This is a genomic window from Rhodoferax sp. (assembly GCF_023700745.1).
GTDB lineage: Bacteria > Pseudomonadota > Gammaproteobacteria > Burkholderiales > Burkholderiaceae_C > Rhodoferax.
On record NZ_JAMPYG010000002.1, the window covers coordinates 18,503 to 40,583 of the forward strand.

Consider the following 22,081-nt stretch of genomic DNA (forward strand, 5'->3'; position numbering starts at 1 on the left):
GGATGGCTCTGCATAAAGAAGCGAGCCCAGTCCTGCACCAACACAAAAAGGCCGGAGGCTCAAAACACCTGCAAGAACAGCTCGCCGGGTTGTCATCACATCACGCCATCACGGCCAGGACAAAGCGGCACGCCTTGCGTTCAAGGTCCCTGGATTGGTTCATGGACCGACTTTAACCTTCAGTTTCGACATCAGCAAGTTGGCGATTCCGGTCAGGGCAATCACGCTGGCAGTGGCATCCCGGCGGTGCTGGTATTCCACATTGCCCTCTTTCAGAGCCCGGTCACCAATATTCACCCGGTGCGGCACGCCGATCAGCTCCCAGTCGGCGAACATCGCACCTGGGCGCTCGCCCCGGTCGTCCAGTATGACATCAACGCCAGCCGCCAATAGTTCGGCATACAAGTCTTCAGAAGCAGCCTTGACTTCGGTGAACCGATCCGCATTGATCGGGCAAATTACCACGGTGAACGGCGCCAAAGCATCGGGCCAGATGATGCCACGTTCGTCGTGATTTTGTTCAATGGCAGCGGCTGGCAAACGTGTAATGCCGATGCCATAGCAGCCCATTTCCATGAACTGCGGCTTGCCGTTCATGTCCAGGAAGGTCGCCTTCATGGCCTGGCTGTATTTGGTACCGAGGTAAAAGACATGGCCCACCTCGATGCCACGCTCGATCGCCAACATACCCTGGCCATCAGGCGAAGCATCACCGGCCACGACATTGCGCAAGTCGGCCACCAGCGTCGGTTCGGGCAGATCGCGGCCCCAGTTGACGCCGGTGATGTGAAAGTCAGCCTCGTTGGCGCCGCAGACCCAGTCGCTCATCACCGCCACTTCGCGATCCACCACCAACTGCACCGGTTTCTTCAGACCAATTGGCCCCAAATAGCCGGGCAAACAGCCAAAGTGGTCTTCAATCTCACCGAGGGTCGCAAAGCGAAAAGCCTGCAATCCAGGCAACTTGCTGACCTTGACTTCATTCATGTCGTGGTCTCCGCGCAGCAACAGCAGCCAGACCTGCGTCTTCACCACTTCACCCTGCTCATTGAGCGTATCGGTGGCCAGCACCAAGGATTTGACAGTATTTTTCAACGGTAGGTCGAGTAGTTCGGCGACCGCCGCACAGGTGCTTTTGCCGGGCGTCGCCGTCCTGGTCATGGCTTGCGTGGCCGCAGGGCGCGGGCCGACGGGAGCCAGTGCCTCGGCCTTTTCCATGTTGGCGGCGTAATCGCTGCCCGGGCAATACACAATAGCGTCTTCTCCAGTGGCGGCAATCACCTGGAACTCTTCGCTCAAATCCCCGCCAATGGCGCCACTGTCAGCCGCCACTGCACGGTAAGTCAGGCCAAAACGGTCAAAAATGCGTCGGTAGGCTTGCGCCATGACCTGGTAACTGGCTTTGGCGGACACTTGGTCGCGGTCAAAGCTGTAGGCATCTTTCATGATGAATTCACGGCCACGCATCAGACCGAAACGCGGACGCCGCTCGTCACGGAACTTGGTTTGAATCTGGTAAAAATTCTTCGGCAACTGCTTGTAGCTGCGGATTTCCTGCCTTGCAATGTCGGTCACCACCTCTTCGCTGGTCGGCTGGATCACAAAGTCGTTCGCGTGGCGGTCCTTGATGCGCATCAACTCAGGGCCCATCTTGTCAAAACGACCGGTCTCAGCCCACAACTCGGCAGGTTGCACCACCGGCATGGCCAACTCGACGGCACCGGCCCGGTTCATTTCTTCACGAACAATGGCCTCCACTTTGCGCACCACACGTAGCCCCATGGGCATCAGGGTGTAAATACCAGCACCCAGTTTTTTGATCATGCCAGCACGCATCATGAGCTTGTGGCTGACAATTTCGGCATCCGCCGGGGCTTCTTTGAGGGTAGAAATAAAAAATTGGGAGGCTCTCATGGGATATCCAGCGATCTGTCAGGGTTATGCCGCTTGCTGCACCGCCCGGGCTGTGCATAATCAAGCTAATTTAAAAATTGGGGTTTGATTATGCTTGACCGGGACGGCTTTAGGCCGAACGTCGGCATCGTCCTGCTCAACCAGAAAAATCAGGTGTTTTGGGGCAAGCGTATCCGTACGCACTCCTGGCAGTTCCCGCAGGGTGGCATTGACCGAGGCGAAACCCCCGAGCAGGCCATGATTCGGGAGCTGCATGAAGAAATTGGGCTGCAACGCGAACATGTCCGCATTGTGGCCCGCACCCGTGACTGGTTGCGCTATGAGGTGCCAGACCGTTTTATTCGCCGCGATTCGCGCGGTTTTTACAAAGGCCAGAAACAGATCTGGTTCTTGTTGCAACTGGTCGGTCACGACTGGGATCTGAACTTGCGCGCCACCAGCCATCCAGAATTCGACGCCTGGCGCTGGAATGATTACTGGGTGCCGCTGGATGCGGTGGTGGAGTTCAAACGCGAGGTCTATGTGACAGCACTGACCGAGTTGTCTCGCTTTTTGCCGCGCAATGAACATCGAAACCGATTCCTGCGTCAGGGCATCCGGCCGCTGGACATGGAGCAGACCTGCGTCAATATGCCGGATGCCAGCTTTGAGATACCTCCGGGCGCCACCCACGATTCGCCGCCCCCTTCTGGACAACAACATGCCTGAATTACGGTCTCGGCACCATCTGCCATGCGCCTTGAAAAACTGGTTGTTGCTGGGTTTGGCGTGCTGTGCATTGGGAGCACAAGCACAAGGCCCGGCCGATGATCCGGACTGGAAAGAAACCGAGGTTCCGGCGCCACCCCAATTCGACACCAAGCAGCTGGTAGCCATTGACATGCCACCTTATGTGAGTATGAAATTTGGCATTGATCCCGCAACATTGGCCATCACGCCCGACGGCATCGTACGGTATGTCATGGTGGCACTGAGCCCCAGCGGTGCCATGACTGCGTTTTATGAAGGCATTCGCTGTGCCACAGGTGAAGTCAAGGGTTATGCCCGAGCCAACGCCAGCGGTATCTGGACTCTGGTGAAAAACCCGGAATGGCGCAGGCTCAACGACAAGCAGCCGTCCAAACACGCGCTGGCGCTGGCCCAGCAAGGTGCCTGTGAAGGCAATGCCAGTGCCAGCTCGGCGGCGGATACCCTCAGAAAACTCAAAGGCAATTAGCTTGGCAGGCAGGTGCCTGCCATCACCGTGTCAGCGTTTGAGCACCAAGTTATCGCGGTGCACCATTTCTGGCTCGGCCAAATAACCCAGCAAGGCTTCAAACTGGCTTGAGGGCTTGCGACAGATCAGGCGCGCCTCGGTGCAGGCGTAGTTGGCCAGCCCACGGGCGATTTCAATCCCTTGCGGATCGCGGATGGCAATCACATCGCCGCGCGAGAAATCGCCTTCCACACCGGTCATGCCAACAGGCAACAAGCTCGAACCTTCGCCCAACAACTTGGCTACCGCACCGGCATCCACCGTGACGGCACCACGCAATTGCAAATGGTCGGCAATCCACTGCTTGCGCGCATTCTGCTTAGGCATAGGCGCCACCAGCAGCGTGCCAATAGCCTCACCCTGACCCAGACGCAGCAAGGCATCAGGCTCGCGTCCCCAGGCGATCACGGTCGAAGCGCCTGAACCCGCTGCCCGCTTGGCGGCCAAAATTTTGGTGATCATGCCGCCACGCCCCAAACTGGAACCAGCACCACCGGCCATGGCTTCCAGCGCAACATCGCCGGCCTGTGCCACATGGACAAACTGGGCATTGGCGTCCTTGCGTGGATCGGCGGTGAACAAACCTTTTTGGTCGGTCAGGATGATCAGCGCGTCGGCTTCAACCAGGTTGGCCACCAAGGCGCCCAGGGTGTCGTTGTCGCCGAACTTGATCTCGTCATTGACCACGGTGTCGTTTTCATTGATCACCGGCACCACGCCGAGTTTGAGCAGGGTCAGCAGCGTGGAACGCGCATTGAGGTAGCGCTCACGGTCCGCCAGATCGGCGTGCGTGAGCAGCACCTGGGCACTACCCAAGCCGTTTTCACGCAGTTTGGTCTCGTACATATGCGCCAGACCCATTTGTCCGACTGCCGCGGCAGCCTGCAATTCATGGATTTCATGCGGACGCTTGGCCCAGCCCAGACGCTTCATGCCTTCGGCAATGGCGCCACTGGAGACCATGATGACCTCTCGCCCCTGATGCACCAGCACCGCCATTTGTCGGCACCACTCACCGATAGCCAGCTCATCCAGGCCCCGGCCGTCGTTGGTCACGAGACTGGAACCGACCTTGACCACCACACGGCGGGCGTCACGCAATGTTGAATTCTCTTGTTCTTGAGCCATTTAACCCTCTTGGGCAGGTCGTTTGTTTCAGGTGCTTTAATGCGATGCGTCAGGCCCGATCGGCTCGGCAAAGCGCGGGTCGATGACCTCGGGCGCCAGTTCAATTTTTTGCTGGGCACTGATGTGCTTGTACACCGCCTTGATCAGCGACTCGCAACCCTCGCGTGTCAGCGCCGAAATTTCAAACACGGGCCCCTTGAACTTGAGGCGTTTGACAAAATCCTTGACCAAGGCCTCGCGCTCTTCCGCGGGCACCATGTCGAGCTTGTTAAGCACCAGCCAGCGCGGTTTCTTGTACAGCGCGGTATCGTATTTTTTGAGCTCATTGACAATCGCCTTGGCCTGCGCCACGGTATCAACGCCGTCATCAAACGGGGCCATGTCGACCACATGCAGCAACAAGCGGGTGCGCTGCAAATGGCGCAAGAACAAATGCCCCAGACCGGCACCTTCAGAAGCACCTTCGATCAAACCGGGCAGGTCGGCCACCACAAAGCTCTGTTCAGGCCCCACGCGCACCACACCGAGGTTGGGATGCAGGGTCGTGAACGGGTAGTCGGCAATGCGCGGGCGGGCGTTTGATATGGCCGTGATCAGGGTTGATTTGCCCGCATTGGGCATGCCCAGAAGACCGACATCAGCCAGCACCTTGAGCTCTAATTTAAGGTTGCGTTTTTCGCCTGGCCAACCTGGCGTTTTCTGCCGTGGGGCACGGTTGATGGCGCTCTTGTAGCGCAGATTGCCAAAACCACCGTCGCCGCCTTTGGCAATGGTGATGACCTCACCCGGCTTGAGCAACTCAAACAGTACCTCGCCGGTTTCAGCGTCAGAAATGATGGTACCCACCGGCATTTTGAGCGTGATGTCTTCACCGGCGGCACCAAACATGTCGGAACCCATGCCATGCTGACCGCGCTGGGCATCATGCCGGCGTGAAAAGCGGTAATCGACCAAGGTGTTGAGGTTGGGGTCTGCTACCGCAAACACATGTCCGCCACGGCCACCATCGCCGCCATTCGGACCACCAAACTCCTTGTACTTTTCATGCCGAAACGAGACGCAGCCAGCGCCACCATCCCCAGCGGAGACATCAATGTAGGCTTCGTCAACGAATTTCATGGTGCAATTATCAGTTGGGGACAGCACTGACCTGGCAAACGCACAAGCTGCACTCTATCCCGCAAGGTTTCACAAATAAAAAACCCCGCGCCGTGCGCAGGGTCTTGCGTGGGGACAGTGTCAGCCCTTAAGCTGCTGCGGTCACGCTCACGGTATGCCGGTTCAAAGCGCCTTTGATGGCGAACGACACATGACCTTCTGTCAATGCAAACAGCGTGTGGTCTTTGCCAATACCAACATTGGCACCAGGATGGAATTGGGTACCGCGCTGGCGCACGATGATCGCGCCAGGTGCGACCAATTGGCCACCAAACATCTTCACACCGAGCATTTTGGGCTTGGAATCGCGCCCGTTTCGCGTCGAGCCGCCGCCTTTTTTATGTGCCATGACTCTTGCTCCTTATGCAGAAATCGCACCAATCAGGAGTTCGGTGAACTGCTGACGATGACCTTGACGTTTTTGGTAGTGTTTACGACGGCGCATTTTGAAAATGCTGACCTTGTCGTGTTTGCCATGTGCCAAAACTGTGACACTGACCGCTGCACCGGACACCAAGGGTGTACCGACCTTCAACTCTGCGCCGCTGCCGACTGCCAGAACCTGGTCGATCACAATCTCTTGGCCTACGTCCGCAGCAATCTGTTCTACTTTAATTTTTTCGCCGGTTGCAACTCTGTATTGTTTGCCACCAGTTTTTATGACCGCGTACATAATAACCTCTTAATGATACTCTCCGAACGAATTTTCGCAGAGCCCGGAATTATCGCATAAGTTCTAACAACTGTCCAATCCTGGAGAGGTGGTACGAAGTTTCGGCAAACCAAGGCTTGCGGATTTTCTATAATCCGCACAACTAATCGGGTCACTGTCTTGCAAGCCACTCAATCTCAAAAACCCAGCTTTATGGCGATCATCGCGCAGGATATGCGAGAGGTCGATCTGGTCATTACGCATCGCCTCGACTCCGGCGTACCACTGGTGGGACAAGTCTCGCGGTACATCATTTCTGCTGGCGGCAAGCGGCTGCGCCCTGCGCTGCTGTTGTTGATATGCGGCGCCCTTGGCTACACAGGTGCCCAGCGCTTCAACCTGGCGGCAGTGGTGGAATTCATCCACACCTCCACCCTGTTGCATGACGATGTGGTGGACGATTCATCGATGCGACGCGGCAACCCGACCGCCAACGAAACCTTTGGCAATCCAGCCAGCGTTCTGGTCGGTGATTTCTTGTATTCCCGCTGTTTTCAAATGATGGTGGATGCGCAAAACATGCGCATCATGGAAGTCCTCGCAGAAGCCACCAATGTCATCGCTGAAGGCGAAGTCATGCAATTGATGAACATGCACAATGCAGCCCTGGATGAAACAGGCTACCTGCATGTGATTCGCTCCAAAACAGCAAAACTGTTCGAAGCAAGCGCACGCGTAGGCGCCATTTTGGCCAATGCCAGCCCCGACATGGAAGCCGTCTGCGCCAACTATGGGCAAGCCCTTGGCACCGCCTTCCAAATCATTGACGATGTGCTTGACTACACTGGCGACGCTACGGTGATGGGCAAAAACCTGGGTGATGATCTGCGTGAAGGCAAGACCACATTGCCCCTGATCGCAGCCATGCAGCGCGCCAGCGATCAGGAGCGCCAACTCATTCAAAGCGCCATTGAAACCGGCAAACTTGAACTGATAGACCAGGTCGTGGCCATTGTGCAAGCCACTGGCGCCCTCGATGTGGCGCGACAAGCAGCTGCAGAAGAAGCGCGCCGAGCCATCATGGCTGCCGAGCAATTACCAGACAATGCGCACAGGCAGTGTTTGATACAATTAGCGGCTCAGTTGTTGGAACGTCAATCCTGACGCTCCAGAGCAAAAATCGGAATGTAGCGCAGCCTGGTAGCGCACTTCGTTCGGGACGAAGGGGTCGGAGGTTCGAATCCTCTCATTCCGACCAAATAAATCAATGGGTTAGCTCAGTATACGAGTTAGCCCATTTTGCTTTCTGCTACGCAGGCATCAATTTACCCAAACCACCGAGACTGACGCACTGCCCGCCCATTTTGTTGGAAGGTGACGTTGTGACAGCCCGCTGGCTATGGAATAGCTCCGGCCTGATCTTGCACAGCACGGAACTTGCGCTTCACAATACTCGTCCAAGTGCTCGTCGCGAGCAAATATTCAAGAGGTTCCAGGATGCACTATCGTATTTTTCGCTGGAGTTGGCTGTTGTTGCCATGGCTTGCCGCCTGCAGCAGCTACGCGCCACCTGTCAATTTGCTCAATATCACCAGAGATGCACTGGTAGCCCGAATGGGAGAGCCAGATAGGGTACGGCAGATGAACGAGGGAACCCGACTGGAGTTTCCTCGCGGGCCGATGGGGAAGCACACCTGGTTTGTCTATTTTGATGCAGCAGGGCGCGCCATCAGGTCCGAACAGGTTTTAACCGAACAGAACTTCAACCAGATCAACCCGGGCATGGCTCAGGACGAGGTGCACCAACGGCTTGGCCGACCCAGTGAGGTCCAGGCGCTCGGACGTTCGCGTGGCGTGGTATGGAGCTATCGCTACGAAAATTACTTGTGCCAATGGTTTCAGGTGGAACTGACGTTGGAGCAGCAGGTGCGTTCAACCGGTTATGGGCAACCGCCCGAATGTATGGGTAGGGACGACCTCCTTGTATCTCTGCGTTAACTGGCTCGCAGAACTGCGTTTACCCAGCACTTTGGCGATCGTTTAAGCCTTGCCAGTCAACGGCCACCCGAAACGTCGATAAATGATCCGGTGGTGTAGGAGGCTTCATCCGAGATCAACCACAACGCGGCCTTCGCCACCTCCATTGGCTCGCCACCCCGAGCCATGGGCACAGACGACTGCAATCTGCTGACCCGGCCAGATTCGCCACCGCTGGCATGTATCGTCGTATGAATCAAGCCCGGACGTACGCCATTGACACGAATCTTTTCAGCTGCCACTTCCTTCGACAGGCCAATCGTCAGCGCATCCAGTGCAGCTTTGGACGCCGCATAGTCAACATACTCACCCGGTGAACCCAGGACTGCCGCGCGTGAGGAAATATTGACGATGCTGCCGCCTAAGCCACCGTGCTTGGTTGACATGCGCCGCACGGCCTCACGTGCGCACAGAAAGCTGCCGGTGACATTGGTTGCCAGAACACGATTGATACGTGCCGCATCCATCTGCTCAACGCGCATCTGGGGAGACAAAATACCGGCATTGTTGATGAGCGCATCCAGGCGCCCAAATCGCTTGTCGATCTGCACGAACAGACTTTCAACCGCAACCTCGTCAGACACGTCGGCCTGGATCGCCAAGGCGGTCCCGTCCGCACTTTCAATGGCGGCGATCACTTCTGCGGCGGCCGCTGCATCCGTCCGGTAACTGATGCAGACGGTGTAACCCTGGCTGGCAGCAACTAACGCACAAGCTGCGCCAATACCGCGTCCGCCGCCAGTAATGAGGATGATTTTTTCCATGGGGAGACCACTCCATTTCAACCAAGAGGCTCAAGAATAATGCAATGGACGATCAGCGACCAGCCAACACTTCATAATATAAAAATGCAATCACCCATGCCCGTCACGCGCCTCATTTCATGCACCCTGCTCTGCTTGTTGAGCAGCTTGTCCAGCGTCAGTGCCTTGGCGCAAGCCTTGCCGGATACGGTGCAGGCCGCTTTAAAGCGCGCCCAGGTGCCGACTGATGCAGTCGCTTTGCTGGTGATGGATACCGATGCCCGCACAGCGCCACGACTGAGTCACCGCGCAAATCAGGCCATGAACCCGGCATCGGTCATGAAGCTGGTCACCACCTTTGCCGCACTCGACCTGTTGGGGCCGGCCTACACCTGGCGCACACCGGTCTGGGTGAATGGCCCGGTGGTCAATGGTGTGTTGCAAGGCAGCGTTTTCATCCAGGGCCAGGGCGATCCGAAACTGGTGCTTGAAAAACTCTGGCTGCTGCTGCGCCGACTGCAAGGCCTGGGGATTCATACCATTGCCGGCGACATCGTGCTGGACAGCAGCGCCTTTGAGGTGCTGGCGACTGACCCGGCCGAATTTGATGGCGAGCCGCTACGCCCCTACAACGCCTCGGCGGATGCCTTGCTGATCAACTTCAAATCGGTGGTGATGACGTTTGCACCAGACCGGCTGGCCAACATCGCCCGCGTGCAATTTGACCCGCCCTTGTGGGGCGTTCGGCTACAGACCAGCGTGCCCCTGAGCGTCGCAAAGCCTGGCGTCACAGAGACCTGCAGCGATTACCGCGGCAATCTCAAGGCTGATTTTTCTGACCCCACGCGCATCCGCTTCAACGGCAGTTACGCTGCAAGCTGCGGTGAAAAAGTGTGGCCCATCGCCTATGCCGACCCCGGCAGCTACAACACCCGCGTCATCGAAGGGCTGTGGCGCAGCATGGGTGGTTTGCTGACCGGTACCGTCCGCACAGGTAGTGCACCACAGGAACCAGCCACATTTGAGATCACCTCACCGCCACTGGCAGAAGTGATTCGCGACGTCAATAAATTCAGCAACAACGTGATGGCGCAGCAGATGTTTCTGACCCTTGGACTACCCGCACCCGCCACCACAGAGTCGGCGCGTGAAGCGGTGCGCCAATGGTGGCTGCACCGCATCAGCGCCAGCGACGTGCCCAACCTCGACAACGGCTCGGGCCTGTCACGTCACAACCGTATCAGCGCACAGCAGTTGGGACAGTTACTGCAAATCGCCTATGCTTCCCCCAGCATGCCCGAGTTGATGTCATCACTGCCATTGGTCGGCGTGGACGGCACCCTCAAACGCAGCCAGGCGAGCAACGCCAGCGCCCATTTGAAGACTGGCAGCCTGCGTGAAGTGAACGCACTGGCAGGCTTTGTTCACGCCGCCAGTGGCAGGCGCTACGTGCTGGTGGCCATCGTCAATCACCCCAATGCGGGTGCGGCCCGCCCGGCACTCGATGCCTTGGTTGACTGGGCCGTGAGGGACAATCAAGGTCAGTAGTGCGCCTCTGCGCGCTGTCCCATTCATCTGAACGACATGACCCTCACTGACCTGATCGGTACCCTTGCCGCCGTGCTGACCACCATCAGCTTTTTACCCCAGGCACTCCACACTTTTCGCACCAAGGATGTGCGTGGCATCTCACTGGGCATGTACAGCGCATTCACGCTGGGCGTAGCCCTCTGGCTGGCCTATGGTCTGCTCCTGGGAGCGTGGCCAGTCGTCATCGCCAACCTGATCACCCTGGCGCTGGCAAGTACCATTCTGGTGATGAAGCTGCGGTATCGGTAGCCTGCGACTAAATAGTGGCTGCGCGCTGCAAACGATCCCGCACACCGTCCCACTCAGACGCATCCGGTGGGGTTTCCACCCAGATTTGCGCCACCCCCTGCAAGTCAAACGCACGCAACACCGCGAACAATTGGCGGGCGGCGATGGCCGCATCAGACGGCATGCGTTGAGACAACACGCCAGCTGCAGGCTCCTGGAGCAAGCTGCGGTGCCACACCGCCACGCGGGTCCCCGACACACCATCACGCAAAGCCGCTTGCAATTGCTGTGCATCCATCAACCGCACCCGCGCCCGGGGGGCGTAATGCGAGTCAAGCGTGCCCGAGGCCTTGGGCGCCGGCACAGCAAGTGTGTCGACATCGTCTTTTGACACCACCTTCAAGCCGCATACGGCCTGCACTTGTTCGGGCGTGATGGCCCCCGGGCGCAGCAGCACCGGCTGGCCACGACTGCAGTCGATGATGGTGGACTCAATGCCTACATGGCAGGCACCACCGTCCAGAATCAGCAGGTCGCCGCCAAATTCGCCCTGCACATGAGACGCCGTGGTGGGGCTGACCCGGCCAAACTGATTGGCACTGGGGGCCGCCAGACCCCAAACGCACAAAGGCATGGTTTGACAATCCATGAGCGCCTTCAACAGTGCTTGCGCCACGGGGTGGGCCGGGCACCGCAAGCCAATGGTGGCGTTGCCGCCGGCGGTCGCCTTGGCCACATCCGGCCGGCGCGGCAGGATCAGGGTCAATGGGCCGGGCCAGAAGGCCTGCATGAGTTGGCGGGCAAAGGCCGGCACGTCAGACGCGTAATGCGCCACCGCGCCGGCATCGGCCACGTGGACGATCAGCGGGTGGTCCGCCGGGCGGCCCTTGGCTCTGAAAATTTGCGCCACGGCGGCATCGTCGTCGGCATTGGCAGCCAGACCGTAAACGGTCTCGGTGGGCAAACCCAGCAAGCCGCCCGACCGGATACAACGGGCCGCAGCGGCGATGGATTCAGGTGCATCACCCGGCAGGATCATGGCATCAAGCATTAAAACGGTGCAATACCCAACACCCCAGCTGCAGCCAGCGCCGTGCTGCGGGCTTGCTCAGGGCTAGCGGCTGTGACGGTCAAATGCCCCATCTTGCGACCCTTGCTGGCTTTGAGCTTGCCGTACAAATGCAGGTGCACACCGGGCAAGGCGAGCACCTGATCCCAGCGCGGCGTGGCCCCGTCGACCCATAAATCACCCAGTAAATTGAGCATCACTGCGGCGCTGTGCTGGCGCGGCTGCGCAAGGGGCAGACCGGCCAGGGTACGCACCTGCAAGTCAAACTGCGACACATCGCAGGCGTCCAGCGTGTAGTGGCCACTGTTGTGCGGACGGGGTGCCATTTCGTTGACGACCAGCGCGCCAATGGCATCGCTCTCGGGCGTGTCTTCTGCCAGCACAAAAAATTCGACACACAGCACACCCACGTAATTGAGTTCAGCGGCAATATTTTTCGCCGCTTCCACCGCCTGATTGGCAAGCACTGGCGGCATATTTCCCGCATAGGCCTCGGTCACGGCCAGAATGCCTTCGCGGTGCAGATTAAGCTGCGGTGCAAAATGCACCACCTCACCATCCCAGCCGCGTGCCACGATCACCGAACACTCGGCGGCCAGCGGCAGCATTTGCTCCAGCACACAGGGCACGTTTTTCAGGGTATCCCAGGCGCTGGCCAGCTCGGTGCGGTTGTGGCAGCGCACCTGGCCCTTGCCGTCATAGCCCAGGCGGGCAGTTTTCAAGATACCCGGCAAAAGCTGGTCAGCCACCGCGTTGAGTTGCGCGGCGGTTTCAATCACCGCATAAGGTGCCACAGGCACCCCGCTGCGTGCCAGATGGGCTTTTTCCTTGATGCGGTCCTGCGCAATCGCCACCGCATCGGCGCTGGGCGCGGTGGGGCGTGCAGCGCCCAGGGTGACCAGCGCGGGCGCTGGTACGTTTTCAAATTCGGTGGTCACGGCGGCGCAGCGCTGCATCAATTGGGCCAAGCCTTGCTGGTCCAGGTAATCGGTCTGAATGTGGTAGTGACTGACCAGTCCGGCCGGACTGATGACGTCGGGGTCGAGCACCACGGTGAAATAACCCATGGCCTGCGCCGCCTGCACAAACATGCGCCCCAACTGGCCACCGCCCATCACGCCCAGCGTGGTCGGCTGGCCGCTGCCATTCAAGCCGGTGGCACCGGGCAACAAGATCGGGCCGCTCATAACTTGGGCGGCAAGGTCATGCCGCGCGCCATCTGGGTTTGCTCGGCGCGAAAGTCTTCGAGCTTGACACGCAGCACGATGTCGGTGTTGGCCAGCATGGCCAACGCAAACAATGCCGCGTTGGCCGCTCCGGCAGCGCCGATGGCAAAAGTGGCCACCGGAATGCCCTTGGGCATTTGCACAATGCTGTGCAAGGAATCCACCCCGCTCAGGTGTTTGCTGGCCACCGGCACACCGAGCACCGGCACCGTGGTCTTGGCTGCCAGCATGCCCGGCAAGTGCGCCGCGCCGCCAGCGCCGGCGATGATGGCCTTGAGGCCACGACCTACCGCAGTTTCGGCATAGGCAAACATATCGTCGGGCATACGGTGCGCCGAGACCACCCGGGCCTCGTAGGGGATGCCAAACTGTTGGAGAATGTGGACTGCGTGTTGCATGGTGTCCCAGTCAGAGCTGGAGCCCATGAGCACACCGATTTGAATTGAGTTCATACCCGAATTTTACGTTTGACCCACACGACCCAGCACCATGATTAACGTCTCCCTCCAAAATTTTGAAACCGAGGTCATTGCCGCCTCCATGACCCAGCCCATCCTGATCGACTTCTGGGCGCCCTGGTGCGGCCCCTGCAAGTCGCTCGGACCCCTTCTGGAACAGCTCGAAGTGGACTATGCAGGCCGCTTCACGCTGGTCAAGATCGACTCGGACCAGGAGCAGCAACTGGCCCAGGCCTTTGGCATTCGCAGCATTCCCACCTGCATTCTGATGATGGGCGGCAAACCCGTTGACGGCTTCATGGGAGCCCAGACGGCGCCCCAGATCCGTACGTTCCTGGACAAACACCTGCCCAGCGAAGGCGAACTGGTGGCTGAAGCCGAAGCCGACGCCGCCCAGGAACTGCTGCAGGCCGGGGACACCGAGGCGGCGCTGGCCAAACTGGCCGACGCCCTGGCCGCAGACCCTGGCAACGACGACGCCCGCTATGACTACATCAAACTCCTGATCGAGCTGGGCGGCCTGGAAGAGGCCGACGCCACGCTGGCCCCCAAACTCACCGAGATACCACGACAGCTGCGCTTTGAGGCCTTGTCGCAATGGCTGAGCGCGATTGAATCTGCCGCCACAGGCCCCCAAGCCAGCTGGACGATCGGGCAATTTGACGAAAAAATTGCCCTGAACAAACGCGACTTTGACACCCGTTTTGCCAAAGCCCGGCTGCTCATGGCCGTGGGCGAATGGCCAGCTGCCATGGACGAACTGCTGGAAATCATCATGCGCGACAAAAAATGGGCCGATGAAGCCCCGCGCAAGACCTTTGTCGCCATCCTCGAACTCATGACCCCACCCAAACCCAAGGCAGCAGCGCAAGCCAGCGGCAAAACAGCCGGTGGCATTGAGGTGCTGGGCAAGGCGCAGGTTCAGGAAGACCCGCAGGCGGCCCTGGTGTCCAAGTACCGCCGTCAATTGAGCATGATGCTCAATTAGCTGGTGAGCCGGGTCAGCGCTTCCTGGTACTTGGCTGCCGTTTTTTCGATGACCTCACGGGGCAGGTGCGGTGCCGGCGGGCTCTTGCTCCAGGGCTGACCTGCCACCAGCGCGGTTTCCAGCCAGTCGCGCAAGAACTGCTTGTCGTAGCTGGGCGGGTTGACCCCCTCCTGGTAGCTCTCGGCGGGCCAGTAGCGCGAGGAATCGGGGGTGAGCACCTCGTCCATCAAAATCAAACTACCGTCCTGGTCCAGGCCAAATTCAAACTTGGTGTCGGCAATGATGATGCCCTTGGCGGCGGCAATCTTGCTGGCCGCTTTGTACAGCGCAAGGCTGATGTCACGGATGCGGGTGGCGAGGTCGGCACCGATCATTTCGACCGTTTTCTCGAACGTGATGTTCTCGTCATGGTCACCCATTTCGGCCTTGGCCGCCGGGGTGTAAATGGGCTCGGGCAATTGAGAAGCGTTTTTCAGGCCAGCAGGCAATTTGACGCCACATACCGCCCCGTTTTCCTGGTACTCCTTCCAGCCGCTGCCCGCCAGGTAGCCGCGCACCACGGCTTCCACCAGAATCGGTTTCAGGCGCTTGACCAGCATCGAACGTCCGGTCACCTGAGCTACTTCGGCGGCCGTGACGACACTTTCGGGCGCCTCGCCAGTGAGGTGGATCGGGCAAATTTTCAGGCCATTCGGCCCCAGTTTGTCAAACCAGAACAAGGCCATTTGCGTCAGCAACACGCCTTTGCCAGGAATGGGCTGGCCCATGATGACGTCGAAGGCACTGATGCGGTCGCTGGCCACCATCAGGATGCGGTCGTCGCCCACCGCATAGTTGTCGCGCACCTTGCCGCGCGCCAGCAAGGGCAATGATTTGATATTGGAAGTGTGCAGGGCAGCCGGGGATAGGGTCATGGTGCGTTAACTCAAGAATGAAATGTCGAAAAGATGCTCCTAGTTTAGTTTCAATCGCCGCAGCATCAGCAAAAAGCCACCCGAAGGTGGCCTTTTCATTAGGTCAAGGTCGAAACCAAAGCGCTTAGTTCACCACCTGCGCCAGTTCGCCGCGGGCGTATTTTCCGGCCACTTCAAACAGGCTGTGGCTCTTGATCCTGGCACCCTGGCCCTGGCAACCGAACTCCAGGTAGCGCTGTTTGCACAGGGCTTTGGCGGCTTCACGGGCTGGCTTGAGCCAATCACGGGCGTCAAACTTGTCGGGGTTCTCGAACATGTACTTGCGCACGGCGGCTGTCATGGCGAGGCGGATGTCGGTGTCAATGTTGATCTTGCGCACGCCATACTTGATGGCTTTCTGGATTTCCTCGACCGGCACGCCATAGGTTTCTTTCATCTTGCCGCCATACTGGTTGATGAGAGCCAGCGATTCCTGCGGCACGCTGCTCGAGCCGTGCATCACCAGATGGGTGTTGGGCAGCCGGCGGTTGATTTCCATCACGCGGTCAATCGCCAAAATGTCGCCGGTGGGCTTGCGCGTGAACTTGTAGGCGCCGTGACTGGTACCAATGGCAATAGCCAGCGCATCAAGCTGGGTGCGCTTGACAAAATCGGCCGCTTGCTCGGGGTCGGTGAGCATCTGCTCACGCGTCATGGTGGCGTCGGTGCCATGGCCGTCTTCCTTGTCACCCTTCATCGTTTCCAGGGAACCCAGGCAGCCCAGTTCGCCCTCCACCGTGACACCCACGGCATGGGCCATGTCTACCACCTTGCGGGTGACTTCAACGTTGTACTCATAGCTGGCAATGGTCTTGCCATCCGCTTCCAGACTGCCGTCCATCATGACCGAACTGAAACCGAGATCAATGGCCCCCTGGCAGACGGCCGGGTTCTGGCCATGGTCCTGATGCATCACCAGCGGAATGTGCGGATAGGACTCAATGGCCGCCAGAATCAGGTGCTTGATGAAGGGCTCACCCGCATACTTGCGGGCGCCAGCGCTGGCCTGCAAAATGACGGGCGCGCCCACTTCATCGGCAGCCGACATCACCGCTTGCACTTGCTCCAGGTTGTTGACGTTGAAAGCCGGAATGCCGTAACCGTTGACCGCCGCGTGGTCAAGCAGTTCGCGCATAGAAACGAGTGCCATGATGGTGTCCTTTGAAAATTGGTAACTGAGCAGTAACTCGCTCCAATTCTAGCCACTCAACTGGCAGGGAAACTATCGTCGACTGACCTACCCCACCCGGCAAATCTTGAGCATGTTGGTGCCGCCGGGCGAGCCCATGGGTTCACCACAGGTAATGGCATAAACATCGCCTTTCTGGACAATACCGCGCGCCTTGAGATCGGCCTCGGACTCAGCCAGCGCCGTGTCGCGGTCGGCGCTGGTGTCAATCAGGATCGGTCGCACATTGCGGTAAAGCGTCATTTTGCGTTGCGTGGCAATTTTGGAAGTCAACGCGTAAATGGGCACCTGGATCAGGTGGCGGCTCATCCACAACGCGGTCGAACCGCTGTCGGTCATGGCCACAATGGCTTTGGCGCCCAGATGGTGCGCCGTAAACAAGGCCCCCATCGCAATGGACTGGTCAATACGGGTAAAGGTCTTGCCGGTAAAGTCAGCTTCAAGCCTGAACATCTCGCCCCCCTCTGCCGCATGGCAGATCTTGGCCATTTCAATGACCGTTTCCAGCGGGTATTTGCCTGCGGCGGTCTCGGCCGACAGCATCACGGCATCGGTGCCGTCCAGTACCGCATTGGCGACGTCACTCACTTCGGCGCGGGTCGGCACCGGGTTGGTGATCATCGACTCCATCATCTGTGTTGCGGTAATCACGACACGATCATGCTCGCGCGCCAGCTTGATCATGCGTTTTTGCAGAGCCGGCACCACGGCGTTGCCCACTTCGACAGCCAGGTCACCACGGGCCACCATGATGCCGTCACTGGCCAGCAAAATCTCCTCAAGGTGAGGAATCGCCTCAGCGCGCTCGATCTTGGCAATCAGGCCAGGACGGTGCCCGTCGTCGGCCGCCACGCTGCACAGTTGACGCGCCATTTCCATGTCGGTGGCATTTTTGGGAAAACTCACGGCCACATAATCGGCATGAAAACTCATGGCGGTACGGATGTCTTCCATGTCCTTGGCGGTCAGGGCTGGAGCCGTCAAACCGCCGCCCTGCTTGTTGATGCCCTTGTTGTTGGACAACTCGCCGCCCATCCTGACCGTGGTGTAGATGGCCTCGCCCTTGACCGCATCGACAATGATGACGATCAGTCCATCGTTGAGCAACAGCACATCACCCTCTTTGACTTCGCGCGGCAGGGCCTTGTAATCCAGGCCGACCGCATCGATGTCACCGAGTTCGGTGCGCGCCGCATCCAGCACGAAGCATTGACCTGGCTGCAAAAACACCTTGCCTTCGGCAAACTTGCCAACCCGGATTTTTGGCCCTTGCAAGTCGGCCATGATGGCAACCTCGCGCCCGGCGCGTTTGGCGGCTTCGCGCACCAGACGCGCCCGCTCAATGTGATCTTGCGCCTTCCCATGGCTGAAATTCAGGCGCACCACGTTGACCCCGGCGCGAATCATTCGCTCAAGCAAGACGGGATCGCTGGATGCTGGGCCTAAAGTGGCAACAATTTTGGTCGCGCGACGTGGCATGAATCTATCTCCGGTGTAATTTAGTTTCCTGATTTTCACACAAAGCAGTTACATCACAACAACAAGAAGCGCCCCGGTTGTCGCCACCCAAGCGCTACCACCCGAGCCCCAGATGCAGTGGCAAATAAACCGCCATGCCCGAAACAATGGTACCCAACACGGCCTGACCCTGACCTTTGCGCCAGAAGAAATAACCGCCCCCTACCAAAGCAGCATAGATGCGGGCGTCCTGCCAGGAACTGATGAGATGGCCTTGCACCATGACGATTTCAGGGACCACCACAGCCGCCAGCGCGGCAATGGGGGCATATTGCAAGCCACGCTGCGCCCAGTGCGGCAAATGCCAGGGCTCATTGCTCATGAAAAAGAAACAGCGGGTGACCATGGTGACCCATGCCAGTCCCACGATCGCCCCGAGTGTCCAGAGATCGGTGTCACTCATGACGGCACCCTGGGTTTATCCGGCGTTTTGGGCCAGCTTGCCTCAAGGATCAGGCACAGGGCCACGGCGCTGGCAATCGCCACCACGATGTTGAGTTTGAGCGGCAGCGCGTAGGCCACCACGGCGGCCAAACCAGCCACGCCAGCCGAAACACGCCGCAAATGGCTCGACGCCAGGGAACACCCGACGCCGATCAAGGCCAGAATACCGGCAAAGCCCAAACCCCAGTGGGTCGGAATCACATTGGCCAGCGCGATGCCCAGCAAGCTGGCACTTTGCCAACTGACCCAGTTGAACAGGCTGCCACCACTCAGGTAGGCCAGTTGTTCACGACGCTCGATGTCGTCGCCGGGGGGATGGTAGTAGTGCCTGGTAAACATGACGTAGCTCAGATCTGCGGTCAGATAGCCATGGAACAGGCGCCAACGCAGTGGCAGGTGCATCAAGTAGGGCCGCATGTGGGCACTGAACACCACAAAACGCAAATTCACGCAAAAACCGGTGGCCAGAATCACCCAGACCGGCGCTCCCGCAGCAATCAAGGGCATGGCCGCCAGTTGCGAGCTGCCAGCAAACACCAGCAAACTCATGGCCACGGCTTCAAACGTACTCATGCCCGACTTGACCATGGCCACACCCGTCATCAGACCCCAGGCCGCCAAGCCAGGTGACACCGAGGCCATCTCACGCAGGCCGCGCGCGAACGCCGGGTGTTGCCACCAACTGCGGGCGCGGGCATGCAGCCGGCGCATCAGCCGAGCACCCGCCCCACCTGCAGGGGGCAACCGCGCAGAAACTCGGCGCTGGAGAGGCGTTTGCCACCAGGACGCTGCAGTTCAGTGATGGTGAGCGTTGAATCAAGCGCTGTGACCACAATACCGGAGGGCGCCAATGCCACAATTTGTCCAACAACCTGACCGGCTGCGGGGAGCGCATCGCCCACCTCCGCTGCCCAGATTTTGAGCGCTTCCGCACCGAGCGCGGTGCTGGCACCCGGAAACGGGTTGAAGGCACGCACCCGTTGGCTGATGGTTTGCGCCGACTGCGACCAGTCAATGGCGGCCTCGGCCTTGTCAATTTTGCTGGCGTAAGTGATGCCCTGAAGCGGCTGTGGCACAGGCTGCAGCTTGCCATGCTCTGCCTGCCCCAAAACCTGCACCATCAGTTGGCCACCCAGTTCAGCCAGCCGGTCATGCAAACTGCCCGTGGTATCGGACGGCAAGATTGGCAATGCCTGGCTCAGCAACATGTCACCCGTGTCCAGACCCGCATCCATTTGCATGATGGTGACACCCGTGACCGCATCACCCGCTTCAATGGCGCGGTGAATCGGTGCCGCACCGCGCCAGCGCGGCAACAAGGAAGCGTGAATATTGAAACAACCCAGACGCGGCAGGTCGAGCACCCACTGCGGCAGGATCAAGCCATAAGCGGCCACCACCATGGCATCGGCTTGTGCCGCCTCAAGTGCCCTGCGGACGGCCTCAGCATCATCCGGGTACTTGCCATCCAGACGCAGACTGCGCGGTTGCGCCACCGTGATCCCATGCGCCAGCGCAAATTGTTTGACCGGCGAAGGCTGCAGCTTCATGCCGCGCCCGGCAGGTCGGTCAGGCTGGCTCAACACCAGCACAATGTCGTGACCGGCGGCATGCAGATGCGCCAAAGCCACGGCGGCAAATTCGGGCGTGCCCGCAAACACCAGCTTCAAGAACGGTCCTCACGCTGGGCTTTGATCAACTTGATTTTGATGCGATTGCGTTTGAGGGGCGACAGATACTCGACGAACACCTTGCCCATGAGGTGATCCATTTCATGCTGGATGCACACGGCCAGCAGGCCGTCGGCCTCAATCAGGTGCGTCCTGCCCTCGCCATCAAGCGCTTCCACCTTGACGGCATCATGGCGTTTGACGCTATCGTAAATGCCAGGCACTGACAGGCAGCCCTCTTCGTTCACATGCATCTCGGGACTGGCCCAGAGAATTTTTGGATTGATCAGCACCAGGGGTACATCCCGGCCCTCGGAAATATCCATCACAATCAGGCGTTCATGCACATTGACCTGGGTGGCGGCCAAGCCAATGCCCTTGGCCTCGTACATGGTTTCGAACATGTCGGCAATCAGGGTTTTGATGCGCGCATCGACCGCAGCCACGGGTTTGGCCACGGTGTGCAATTTGGGGTCGGGATAACAAAGAATTGGGAGTAAAGCCATGGTGTCACTTAAAGATGTCGTTATTTTCGCAATTTTTTTCCGGCTTCGCCAATTAGCCGAATGACAATCGTTGTTCCAGCAAGGGCTTGGGCGCACAATCAAAAGCGATTGAATAGAATTGAAAACACCATGGCCAAAACACTTTTTGACACCGTTTCCAACAAACTGACCTGGACCGCACTTGCCTGCAGCTTGCTGGCTGTTCCGGTGTTGTCACAGAACTTCCCAATTACCGAACAGCAACGCACAACGGCCACTCAGGTCGCCCAAAGTGGCGTCGCCCTGAGTGAATTAAGCCCCAATGCGCCGCAAAGCTATACCGTGAAGTCTGGCGATACGCTCTGGGCGATCTCTGGCCTGTTTCTGAAAAATCCCTGGCGTTGGCCCGAACTGTGGGGCATGAATCTGTCCGACATCAAAAATCCGCACCTGATTTATCCGGGGCAGATCCTGTTCCTGGACACCAGCAGCGGCCGGGCTCGGTTAAGTCTGCGGGCAGGCACTGACGCTGGCGCCGACTTGCCGACCGTCCGTTTATCGCCACGCACGCGCATGGAAAATTTAAACGTCAGTGCCCTGCCCACCCTGAAAAGTCATCTGATCGAGCCCTTTCTGGCCGAGCCCATGATTGTGGACGAACTGGGCCTGAGCGCTGCAGCGCGCATTGTGGCCGCGCAAGACAGCCGGGTGCTGCTCACGCGCGGTGACCGGGCCTATGCCCGCGGCAACGCTGGTTTCGAGCTGCAAGATGATCCAGCCAAACAACAGAAGGCATTTCGGGTGTTTCGCAACGCCACCCCCCTGAAAGACCCCGTCAGCGGTGAAGTGCTAGGCTACGAAGCCCAATACGTTGGCAAGGCACTATTGGCGCGCAGCGAAACCACTCAGAGCAGTGTTGACGCCGATGGCAAGGCCCAAACGGACATCGTTCCGGCGACCATCGACATCGTCGTTGCCAAGGAAGAAATGCGCGTCGGTGACCGTTTGTTACCCGAGCCACCACTACAACTGCAAAGCTATGTCCCCCATGCGCCCACAGACCCGGTTGAGGCGCGCATTGTTTCCATTTATGGCAGCGCCGTGGTGAACGCAGCCCAGAACCAGGTGGTCAGCATCAACCGGGGCAGCCGTGACGGCATCGAGTCAGGCCATGTGCTGGCCATCATGACAGACGGTGCACGTCTGCTGGACAAGACCGACACCAAGCCAACACAACTCAAACTTCCCGATGAGCGCAACGGCTTGTTGATGGTGTTTCGTACCTTTGAAAAAGTGTCTTATGCCCTGGTGCTCGACATCACCCAAGGTGTCAAGGTGGGTGATCGGCTCATCAACCCGCGCTGATCTCCACCTCT

The 22,081-nt window shown here is 58.8% G+C and carries 24 protein-coding genes and 1 tRNA gene; 9 read left to right on the forward strand and 16 right to left on the reverse strand.

Going from position 1 to position 22,081, the window contains the following annotated elements:
• Window positions 1-159 precede the first annotated feature (159 nt).
• On the reverse strand, window positions 160-1,914 hold the full coding sequence (locus tag NDJ10_RS02180) for a proline--tRNA ligase (RefSeq protein ID WP_296159455.1): 1,755 nt from the start codon (window positions 1,912-1,914) through the stop codon (window positions 160-162).
• A 90-nt stretch (window positions 1,915-2,004) separates the two neighbouring features.
• On the opposite strand from NDJ10_RS02180, the gene NDJ10_RS02185 reads away from it, so the two are divergent.
• Window positions 2,005-2,622 (forward strand): RNA pyrophosphohydrolase, encoded by a 618-nt coding sequence (locus tag NDJ10_RS02185; protein WP_296159801.1) that lies wholly within the window; start codon window positions 2,005-2,007, stop codon window positions 2,620-2,622.
• Window positions 2,615-3,130 (forward strand): CNP1-like family protein, encoded by a 516-nt coding sequence (locus NDJ10_RS02190; RefSeq protein WP_296159456.1) that lies wholly within the window; start codon window positions 2,615-2,617, stop codon window positions 3,128-3,130. Before NDJ10_RS02185 ends, NDJ10_RS02190 begins: the two co-directional genes overlap by 8 nt.
• A 30-nt stretch (window positions 3,131-3,160) precedes the next feature.
• Here NDJ10_RS02190 and proB read toward each other — a convergent pair whose 3' ends face one another.
• From proB to rplU, 4 genes are all read right to left on the reverse strand, one after another.
• Window positions 3,161-4,297, reverse strand: a complete 1,137-nt coding sequence (gene proB / locus NDJ10_RS02195; protein WP_296159457.1) for a glutamate 5-kinase — start codon at window positions 4,295-4,297, stop codon at window positions 3,161-3,163.
• Window positions 4,298-4,333: 36 nt separating this feature from the next.
• Window positions 4,334-5,416 carry an Obg family GTPase CgtA gene (gene cgtA, locus NDJ10_RS02200; protein ID WP_296159459.1) on the reverse strand — a complete coding sequence of 361 codons (1,083 nt, stop codon included), beginning with the start codon at window positions 5,414-5,416 and terminating at the stop codon, window positions 4,334-4,336.
• Window positions 5,417-5,543: 127 nt separating this feature from the next.
• Window positions 5,544-5,804: a 50S ribosomal protein L27 gene (rpmA, locus tag NDJ10_RS02205; protein ID WP_296159460.1), complete on the reverse strand. Its 261-nt coding sequence runs from the start codon at window positions 5,802-5,804 to the stop codon at window positions 5,544-5,546.
• Window positions 5,805-5,816: 12 nt separating this feature from the next.
• Window positions 5,817-6,128, reverse strand: coding sequence for a 50S ribosomal protein L21 (rplU, locus tag NDJ10_RS02210; RefSeq protein ID WP_296159461.1), 312 nt, complete (start codon window positions 6,126-6,128; stop codon window positions 5,817-5,819).
• A 192-nt stretch (window positions 6,129-6,320) separates the two neighbouring features.
• Here rplU and NDJ10_RS02215 point away from each other — a divergent pair, with 192 nt between their 5' ends.
• The 3 genes from NDJ10_RS02215 to bamE all read left to right on the forward strand — a co-directional run bounded on the left by NDJ10_RS02215 (window position 6,321) and on the right by bamE (window position 8,105).
• Window positions 6,321-7,271 (forward strand): polyprenyl synthetase family protein, encoded by a 951-nt coding sequence (locus NDJ10_RS02215; RefSeq protein WP_296159802.1) that lies wholly within the window; start codon window positions 6,321-6,323, stop codon window positions 7,269-7,271.
• Between the two features lie 17 nt (window positions 7,272-7,288).
• Window positions 7,289-7,365: transfer RNA gene (locus NDJ10_RS02220), tRNA-Pro, on the forward strand.
• 239 nt (window positions 7,366-7,604) lie between these two features.
• Complete coding sequence (gene bamE / locus NDJ10_RS02225; RefSeq protein ID WP_296159462.1) at window positions 7,605-8,105, forward strand: outer membrane protein assembly factor BamE; 501 nt, start codon at window positions 7,605-7,607, stop codon at window positions 8,103-8,105.
• 56 nt (window positions 8,106-8,161) lie between these two features.
• Here bamE and NDJ10_RS02230 read toward each other — a convergent pair whose 3' ends face one another.
• On the reverse strand, window positions 8,162-8,908 hold the full coding sequence (locus NDJ10_RS02230; RefSeq protein WP_296159463.1) for an SDR family oxidoreductase: 747 nt from the start codon (window positions 8,906-8,908) through the stop codon (window positions 8,162-8,164).
• 84 nt (window positions 8,909-8,992) lie between these two features.
• On the opposite strand from NDJ10_RS02230, the gene dacB reads away from it, so the two are divergent.
• A complete protein-coding gene (gene dacB, locus NDJ10_RS02235; RefSeq protein ID WP_296159464.1) occupies window positions 8,993-10,435 on the forward strand; it encodes a D-alanyl-D-alanine carboxypeptidase/D-alanyl-D-alanine-endopeptidase in 1,443 nt (480 codons plus the stop codon).
• 36 nt (window positions 10,436-10,471) lie between these two features.
• A complete protein-coding gene (locus NDJ10_RS02240; protein WP_296159465.1) occupies window positions 10,472-10,726 on the forward strand; it encodes a SemiSWEET transporter in 255 nt (84 codons plus the stop codon).
• 7 nt (window positions 10,727-10,733) lie between these two features.
• On the opposite strand, the gene NDJ10_RS02245 is transcribed toward NDJ10_RS02240, so the two are convergent.
• From NDJ10_RS02245 to purE, 3 genes are read right to left on the reverse strand one after another with little or no spacing between them, the layout of a single operon-like run.
• Window positions 10,734-11,744 (reverse strand): L-threonylcarbamoyladenylate synthase, encoded by a 1,011-nt coding sequence (locus NDJ10_RS02245; protein ID WP_296159803.1) that lies wholly within the window; start codon window positions 11,742-11,744, stop codon window positions 10,734-10,736.
• Window positions 11,745-11,755: 11 nt separating this feature from the next.
• Window positions 11,756-12,961, reverse strand: coding sequence for a 5-(carboxyamino)imidazole ribonucleotide synthase (locus tag NDJ10_RS02250; RefSeq protein ID WP_296159466.1), 1,206 nt, complete (start codon window positions 12,959-12,961; stop codon window positions 11,756-11,758).
• Complete coding sequence (purE, locus tag NDJ10_RS02255) at window positions 12,958-13,452, reverse strand: 5-(carboxyamino)imidazole ribonucleotide mutase (RefSeq protein ID WP_296159467.1); 495 nt, start codon at window positions 13,450-13,452, stop codon at window positions 12,958-12,960. The genes NDJ10_RS02250 and purE overlap by 4 nt, the downstream gene beginning before the upstream one ends.
• A 37-nt stretch (window positions 13,453-13,489) precedes the next feature.
• On the opposite strand from purE, the gene NDJ10_RS02260 reads away from it, so the two are divergent.
• Window positions 13,490-14,446 (forward strand): tetratricopeptide repeat protein, encoded by a 957-nt coding sequence (locus NDJ10_RS02260; protein WP_296159468.1) that lies wholly within the window; start codon window positions 13,490-13,492, stop codon window positions 14,444-14,446.
• Here the strand turns inward: NDJ10_RS02260 and NDJ10_RS02265 are convergent.
• The 7 genes from NDJ10_RS02265 to def all read right to left on the reverse strand — a co-directional run bounded on the left by NDJ10_RS02265 (window position 14,443) and on the right by def (window position 20,726).
• Window positions 14,443-15,360, reverse strand: a complete 918-nt coding sequence (locus NDJ10_RS02265) for a phosphoribosylaminoimidazolesuccinocarboxamide synthase (protein ID WP_296159469.1) — start codon at window positions 15,358-15,360, stop codon at window positions 14,443-14,445. The two genes, NDJ10_RS02260 and NDJ10_RS02265, sit on opposite strands and share 4 nt — an antisense overlap.
• Window positions 15,361-15,484: 124 nt before the next feature.
• Window positions 15,485-16,549, reverse strand: a complete 1,065-nt coding sequence (gene fba, locus NDJ10_RS02270; RefSeq protein ID WP_296159470.1) for a class II fructose-bisphosphate aldolase — start codon at window positions 16,547-16,549, stop codon at window positions 15,485-15,487.
• An 87-nt stretch (window positions 16,550-16,636) separates the two neighbouring features.
• Window positions 16,637-18,067, reverse strand: coding sequence for a pyruvate kinase (gene pyk / locus NDJ10_RS02275; protein ID WP_296159471.1), 1,431 nt, complete (start codon window positions 18,065-18,067; stop codon window positions 16,637-16,639).
• A 94-nt stretch (window positions 18,068-18,161) separates the two neighbouring features.
• Complete coding sequence (locus tag NDJ10_RS02280; protein ID WP_296159472.1) at window positions 18,162-18,509, reverse strand: AzlD domain-containing protein; 348 nt, start codon at window positions 18,507-18,509, stop codon at window positions 18,162-18,164.
• Window positions 18,506-19,261: an AzlC family ABC transporter permease gene (locus NDJ10_RS02285; RefSeq protein ID WP_296159473.1), complete on the reverse strand. Its 756-nt coding sequence runs from the start codon at window positions 19,259-19,261 to the stop codon at window positions 18,506-18,508. The genes NDJ10_RS02280 and NDJ10_RS02285 overlap by 4 nt, the downstream gene beginning before the upstream one ends.
• Window positions 19,261-20,220 (reverse strand): methionyl-tRNA formyltransferase, encoded by a 960-nt coding sequence (fmt, locus tag NDJ10_RS02290; RefSeq protein ID WP_296159474.1) that lies wholly within the window; start codon window positions 20,218-20,220, stop codon window positions 19,261-19,263. The genes NDJ10_RS02285 and fmt overlap by 1 nt, the downstream gene beginning before the upstream one ends.
• The gene (def, locus tag NDJ10_RS02295; RefSeq protein ID WP_296159475.1) at window positions 20,217-20,726 is read right to left on the reverse strand and encodes a peptide deformylase; all 510 of its coding nucleotides are present in this window, start codon (window positions 20,724-20,726) and stop codon (window positions 20,217-20,219) included. The genes fmt and def overlap by 4 nt, the downstream gene beginning before the upstream one ends.
• A 129-nt stretch (window positions 20,727-20,855) precedes the next feature.
• Between def and NDJ10_RS02300 the strand changes: the two genes are divergently transcribed.
• A complete protein-coding gene (locus NDJ10_RS02300) occupies window positions 20,856-22,070 on the forward strand; it encodes a LysM peptidoglycan-binding domain-containing protein (RefSeq protein WP_296159476.1) in 1,215 nt (404 codons plus the stop codon).
• The last annotated feature ends 11 nt before the right edge of the window (window positions 22,071-22,081 follow it).

What these genes read in the sequence shown, in the direction of transcription:
- dacB (WP_296159464.1), top strand. Translation starts at nt 8,993, where the DNA reads ATGCAATCACCCATGCCCGTCACGCGCCTCATTTCATGCACCCTGCTC.
- NDJ10_RS02280 (WP_296159472.1), bottom strand. Translation starts at nt 18,509, where the DNA reads ATGAGTGACACCGATCTCTGGACACTCGGGGCGATCGTGGGACTGGCA.
- NDJ10_RS02300 (WP_296159476.1), top strand. Translation starts at nt 20,856, where the DNA reads ATGGCCAAAACACTTTTTGACACCGTTTCCAACAAACTGACCTGGACC.
- fba (WP_296159470.1), bottom strand. Translation starts at nt 16,549, where the DNA reads ATGGCACTCGTTTCTATGCGCGAACTGCTTGACCACGCGGCGGTCAAC.
- purE (WP_296159467.1), bottom strand. Translation starts at nt 13,452, where the DNA reads ATGAACTCAATTCAAATCGGTGTGCTCATGGGCTCCAGCTCTGACTGG.
- NDJ10_RS02285 (WP_296159473.1), bottom strand. Translation starts at nt 19,261, where the DNA reads ATGCGCCGGCTGCATGCCCGCGCCCGCAGTTGGTGGCAACACCCGGCG.
- NDJ10_RS02190 (WP_296159456.1), top strand. Translation starts at nt 2,615, where the DNA reads ATGCCTGAATTACGGTCTCGGCACCATCTGCCATGCGCCTTGAAAAAC.
- NDJ10_RS02185 (WP_296159801.1), top strand. Translation starts at nt 2,005, where the DNA reads ATGCTTGACCGGGACGGCTTTAGGCCGAACGTCGGCATCGTCCTGCTC.
- NDJ10_RS02265 (WP_296159469.1), bottom strand. Translation starts at nt 15,360, where the DNA reads ATGACCCTATCCCCGGCTGCCCTGCACACTTCCAATATCAAATCATTG.
- def (WP_296159475.1), bottom strand. Translation starts at nt 20,726, where the DNA reads ATGGCTTTACTCCCAATTCTTTGTTATCCCGACCCCAAATTGCACACC.
- rpmA (WP_296159460.1), bottom strand. Translation starts at nt 5,804, where the DNA reads ATGGCACATAAAAAAGGCGGCGGCTCGACGCGAAACGGGCGCGATTCC.
- NDJ10_RS02250 (WP_296159466.1), bottom strand. Translation starts at nt 12,961, where the DNA reads ATGAGCGGCCCGATCTTGTTGCCCGGTGCCACCGGCTTGAATGGCAGC.
- NDJ10_RS02240 (WP_296159465.1), top strand. Translation starts at nt 10,472, where the DNA reads ATGACCCTCACTGACCTGATCGGTACCCTTGCCGCCGTGCTGACCACC.
- NDJ10_RS02230 (WP_296159463.1), bottom strand. Translation starts at nt 8,908, where the DNA reads ATGGAAAAAATCATCCTCATTACTGGCGGCGGACGCGGTATTGGCGCA.
- NDJ10_RS02245 (WP_296159803.1), bottom strand. Translation starts at nt 11,744, where the DNA reads ATGATCCTGCCGGGTGATGCACCTGAATCCATCGCCGCTGCGGCCCGT.
- NDJ10_RS02260 (WP_296159468.1), top strand. Translation starts at nt 13,490, where the DNA reads ATGATTAACGTCTCCCTCCAAAATTTTGAAACCGAGGTCATTGCCGCC.
- NDJ10_RS02215 (WP_296159802.1), top strand. Translation starts at nt 6,321, where the DNA reads ATGGCGATCATCGCGCAGGATATGCGAGAGGTCGATCTGGTCATTACG.
- bamE (WP_296159462.1), top strand. Translation starts at nt 7,605, where the DNA reads ATGCACTATCGTATTTTTCGCTGGAGTTGGCTGTTGTTGCCATGGCTT.
- NDJ10_RS02180 (WP_296159455.1), bottom strand. Translation starts at nt 1,914, where the DNA reads ATGAGAGCCTCCCAATTTTTTATTTCTACCCTCAAAGAAGCCCCGGCG.
- proB (WP_296159457.1), bottom strand. Translation starts at nt 4,297, where the DNA reads ATGGCTCAAGAACAAGAGAATTCAACATTGCGTGACGCCCGCCGTGTG.
- cgtA (WP_296159459.1), bottom strand. Translation starts at nt 5,416, where the DNA reads ATGAAATTCGTTGACGAAGCCTACATTGATGTCTCCGCTGGGGATGGT.
- rplU (WP_296159461.1), bottom strand. Translation starts at nt 6,128, where the DNA reads ATGTACGCGGTCATAAAAACTGGTGGCAAACAATACAGAGTTGCAACC.
- pyk (WP_296159471.1), bottom strand. Translation starts at nt 18,067, where the DNA reads ATGCCACGTCGCGCGACCAAAATTGTTGCCACTTTAGGCCCAGCATCC.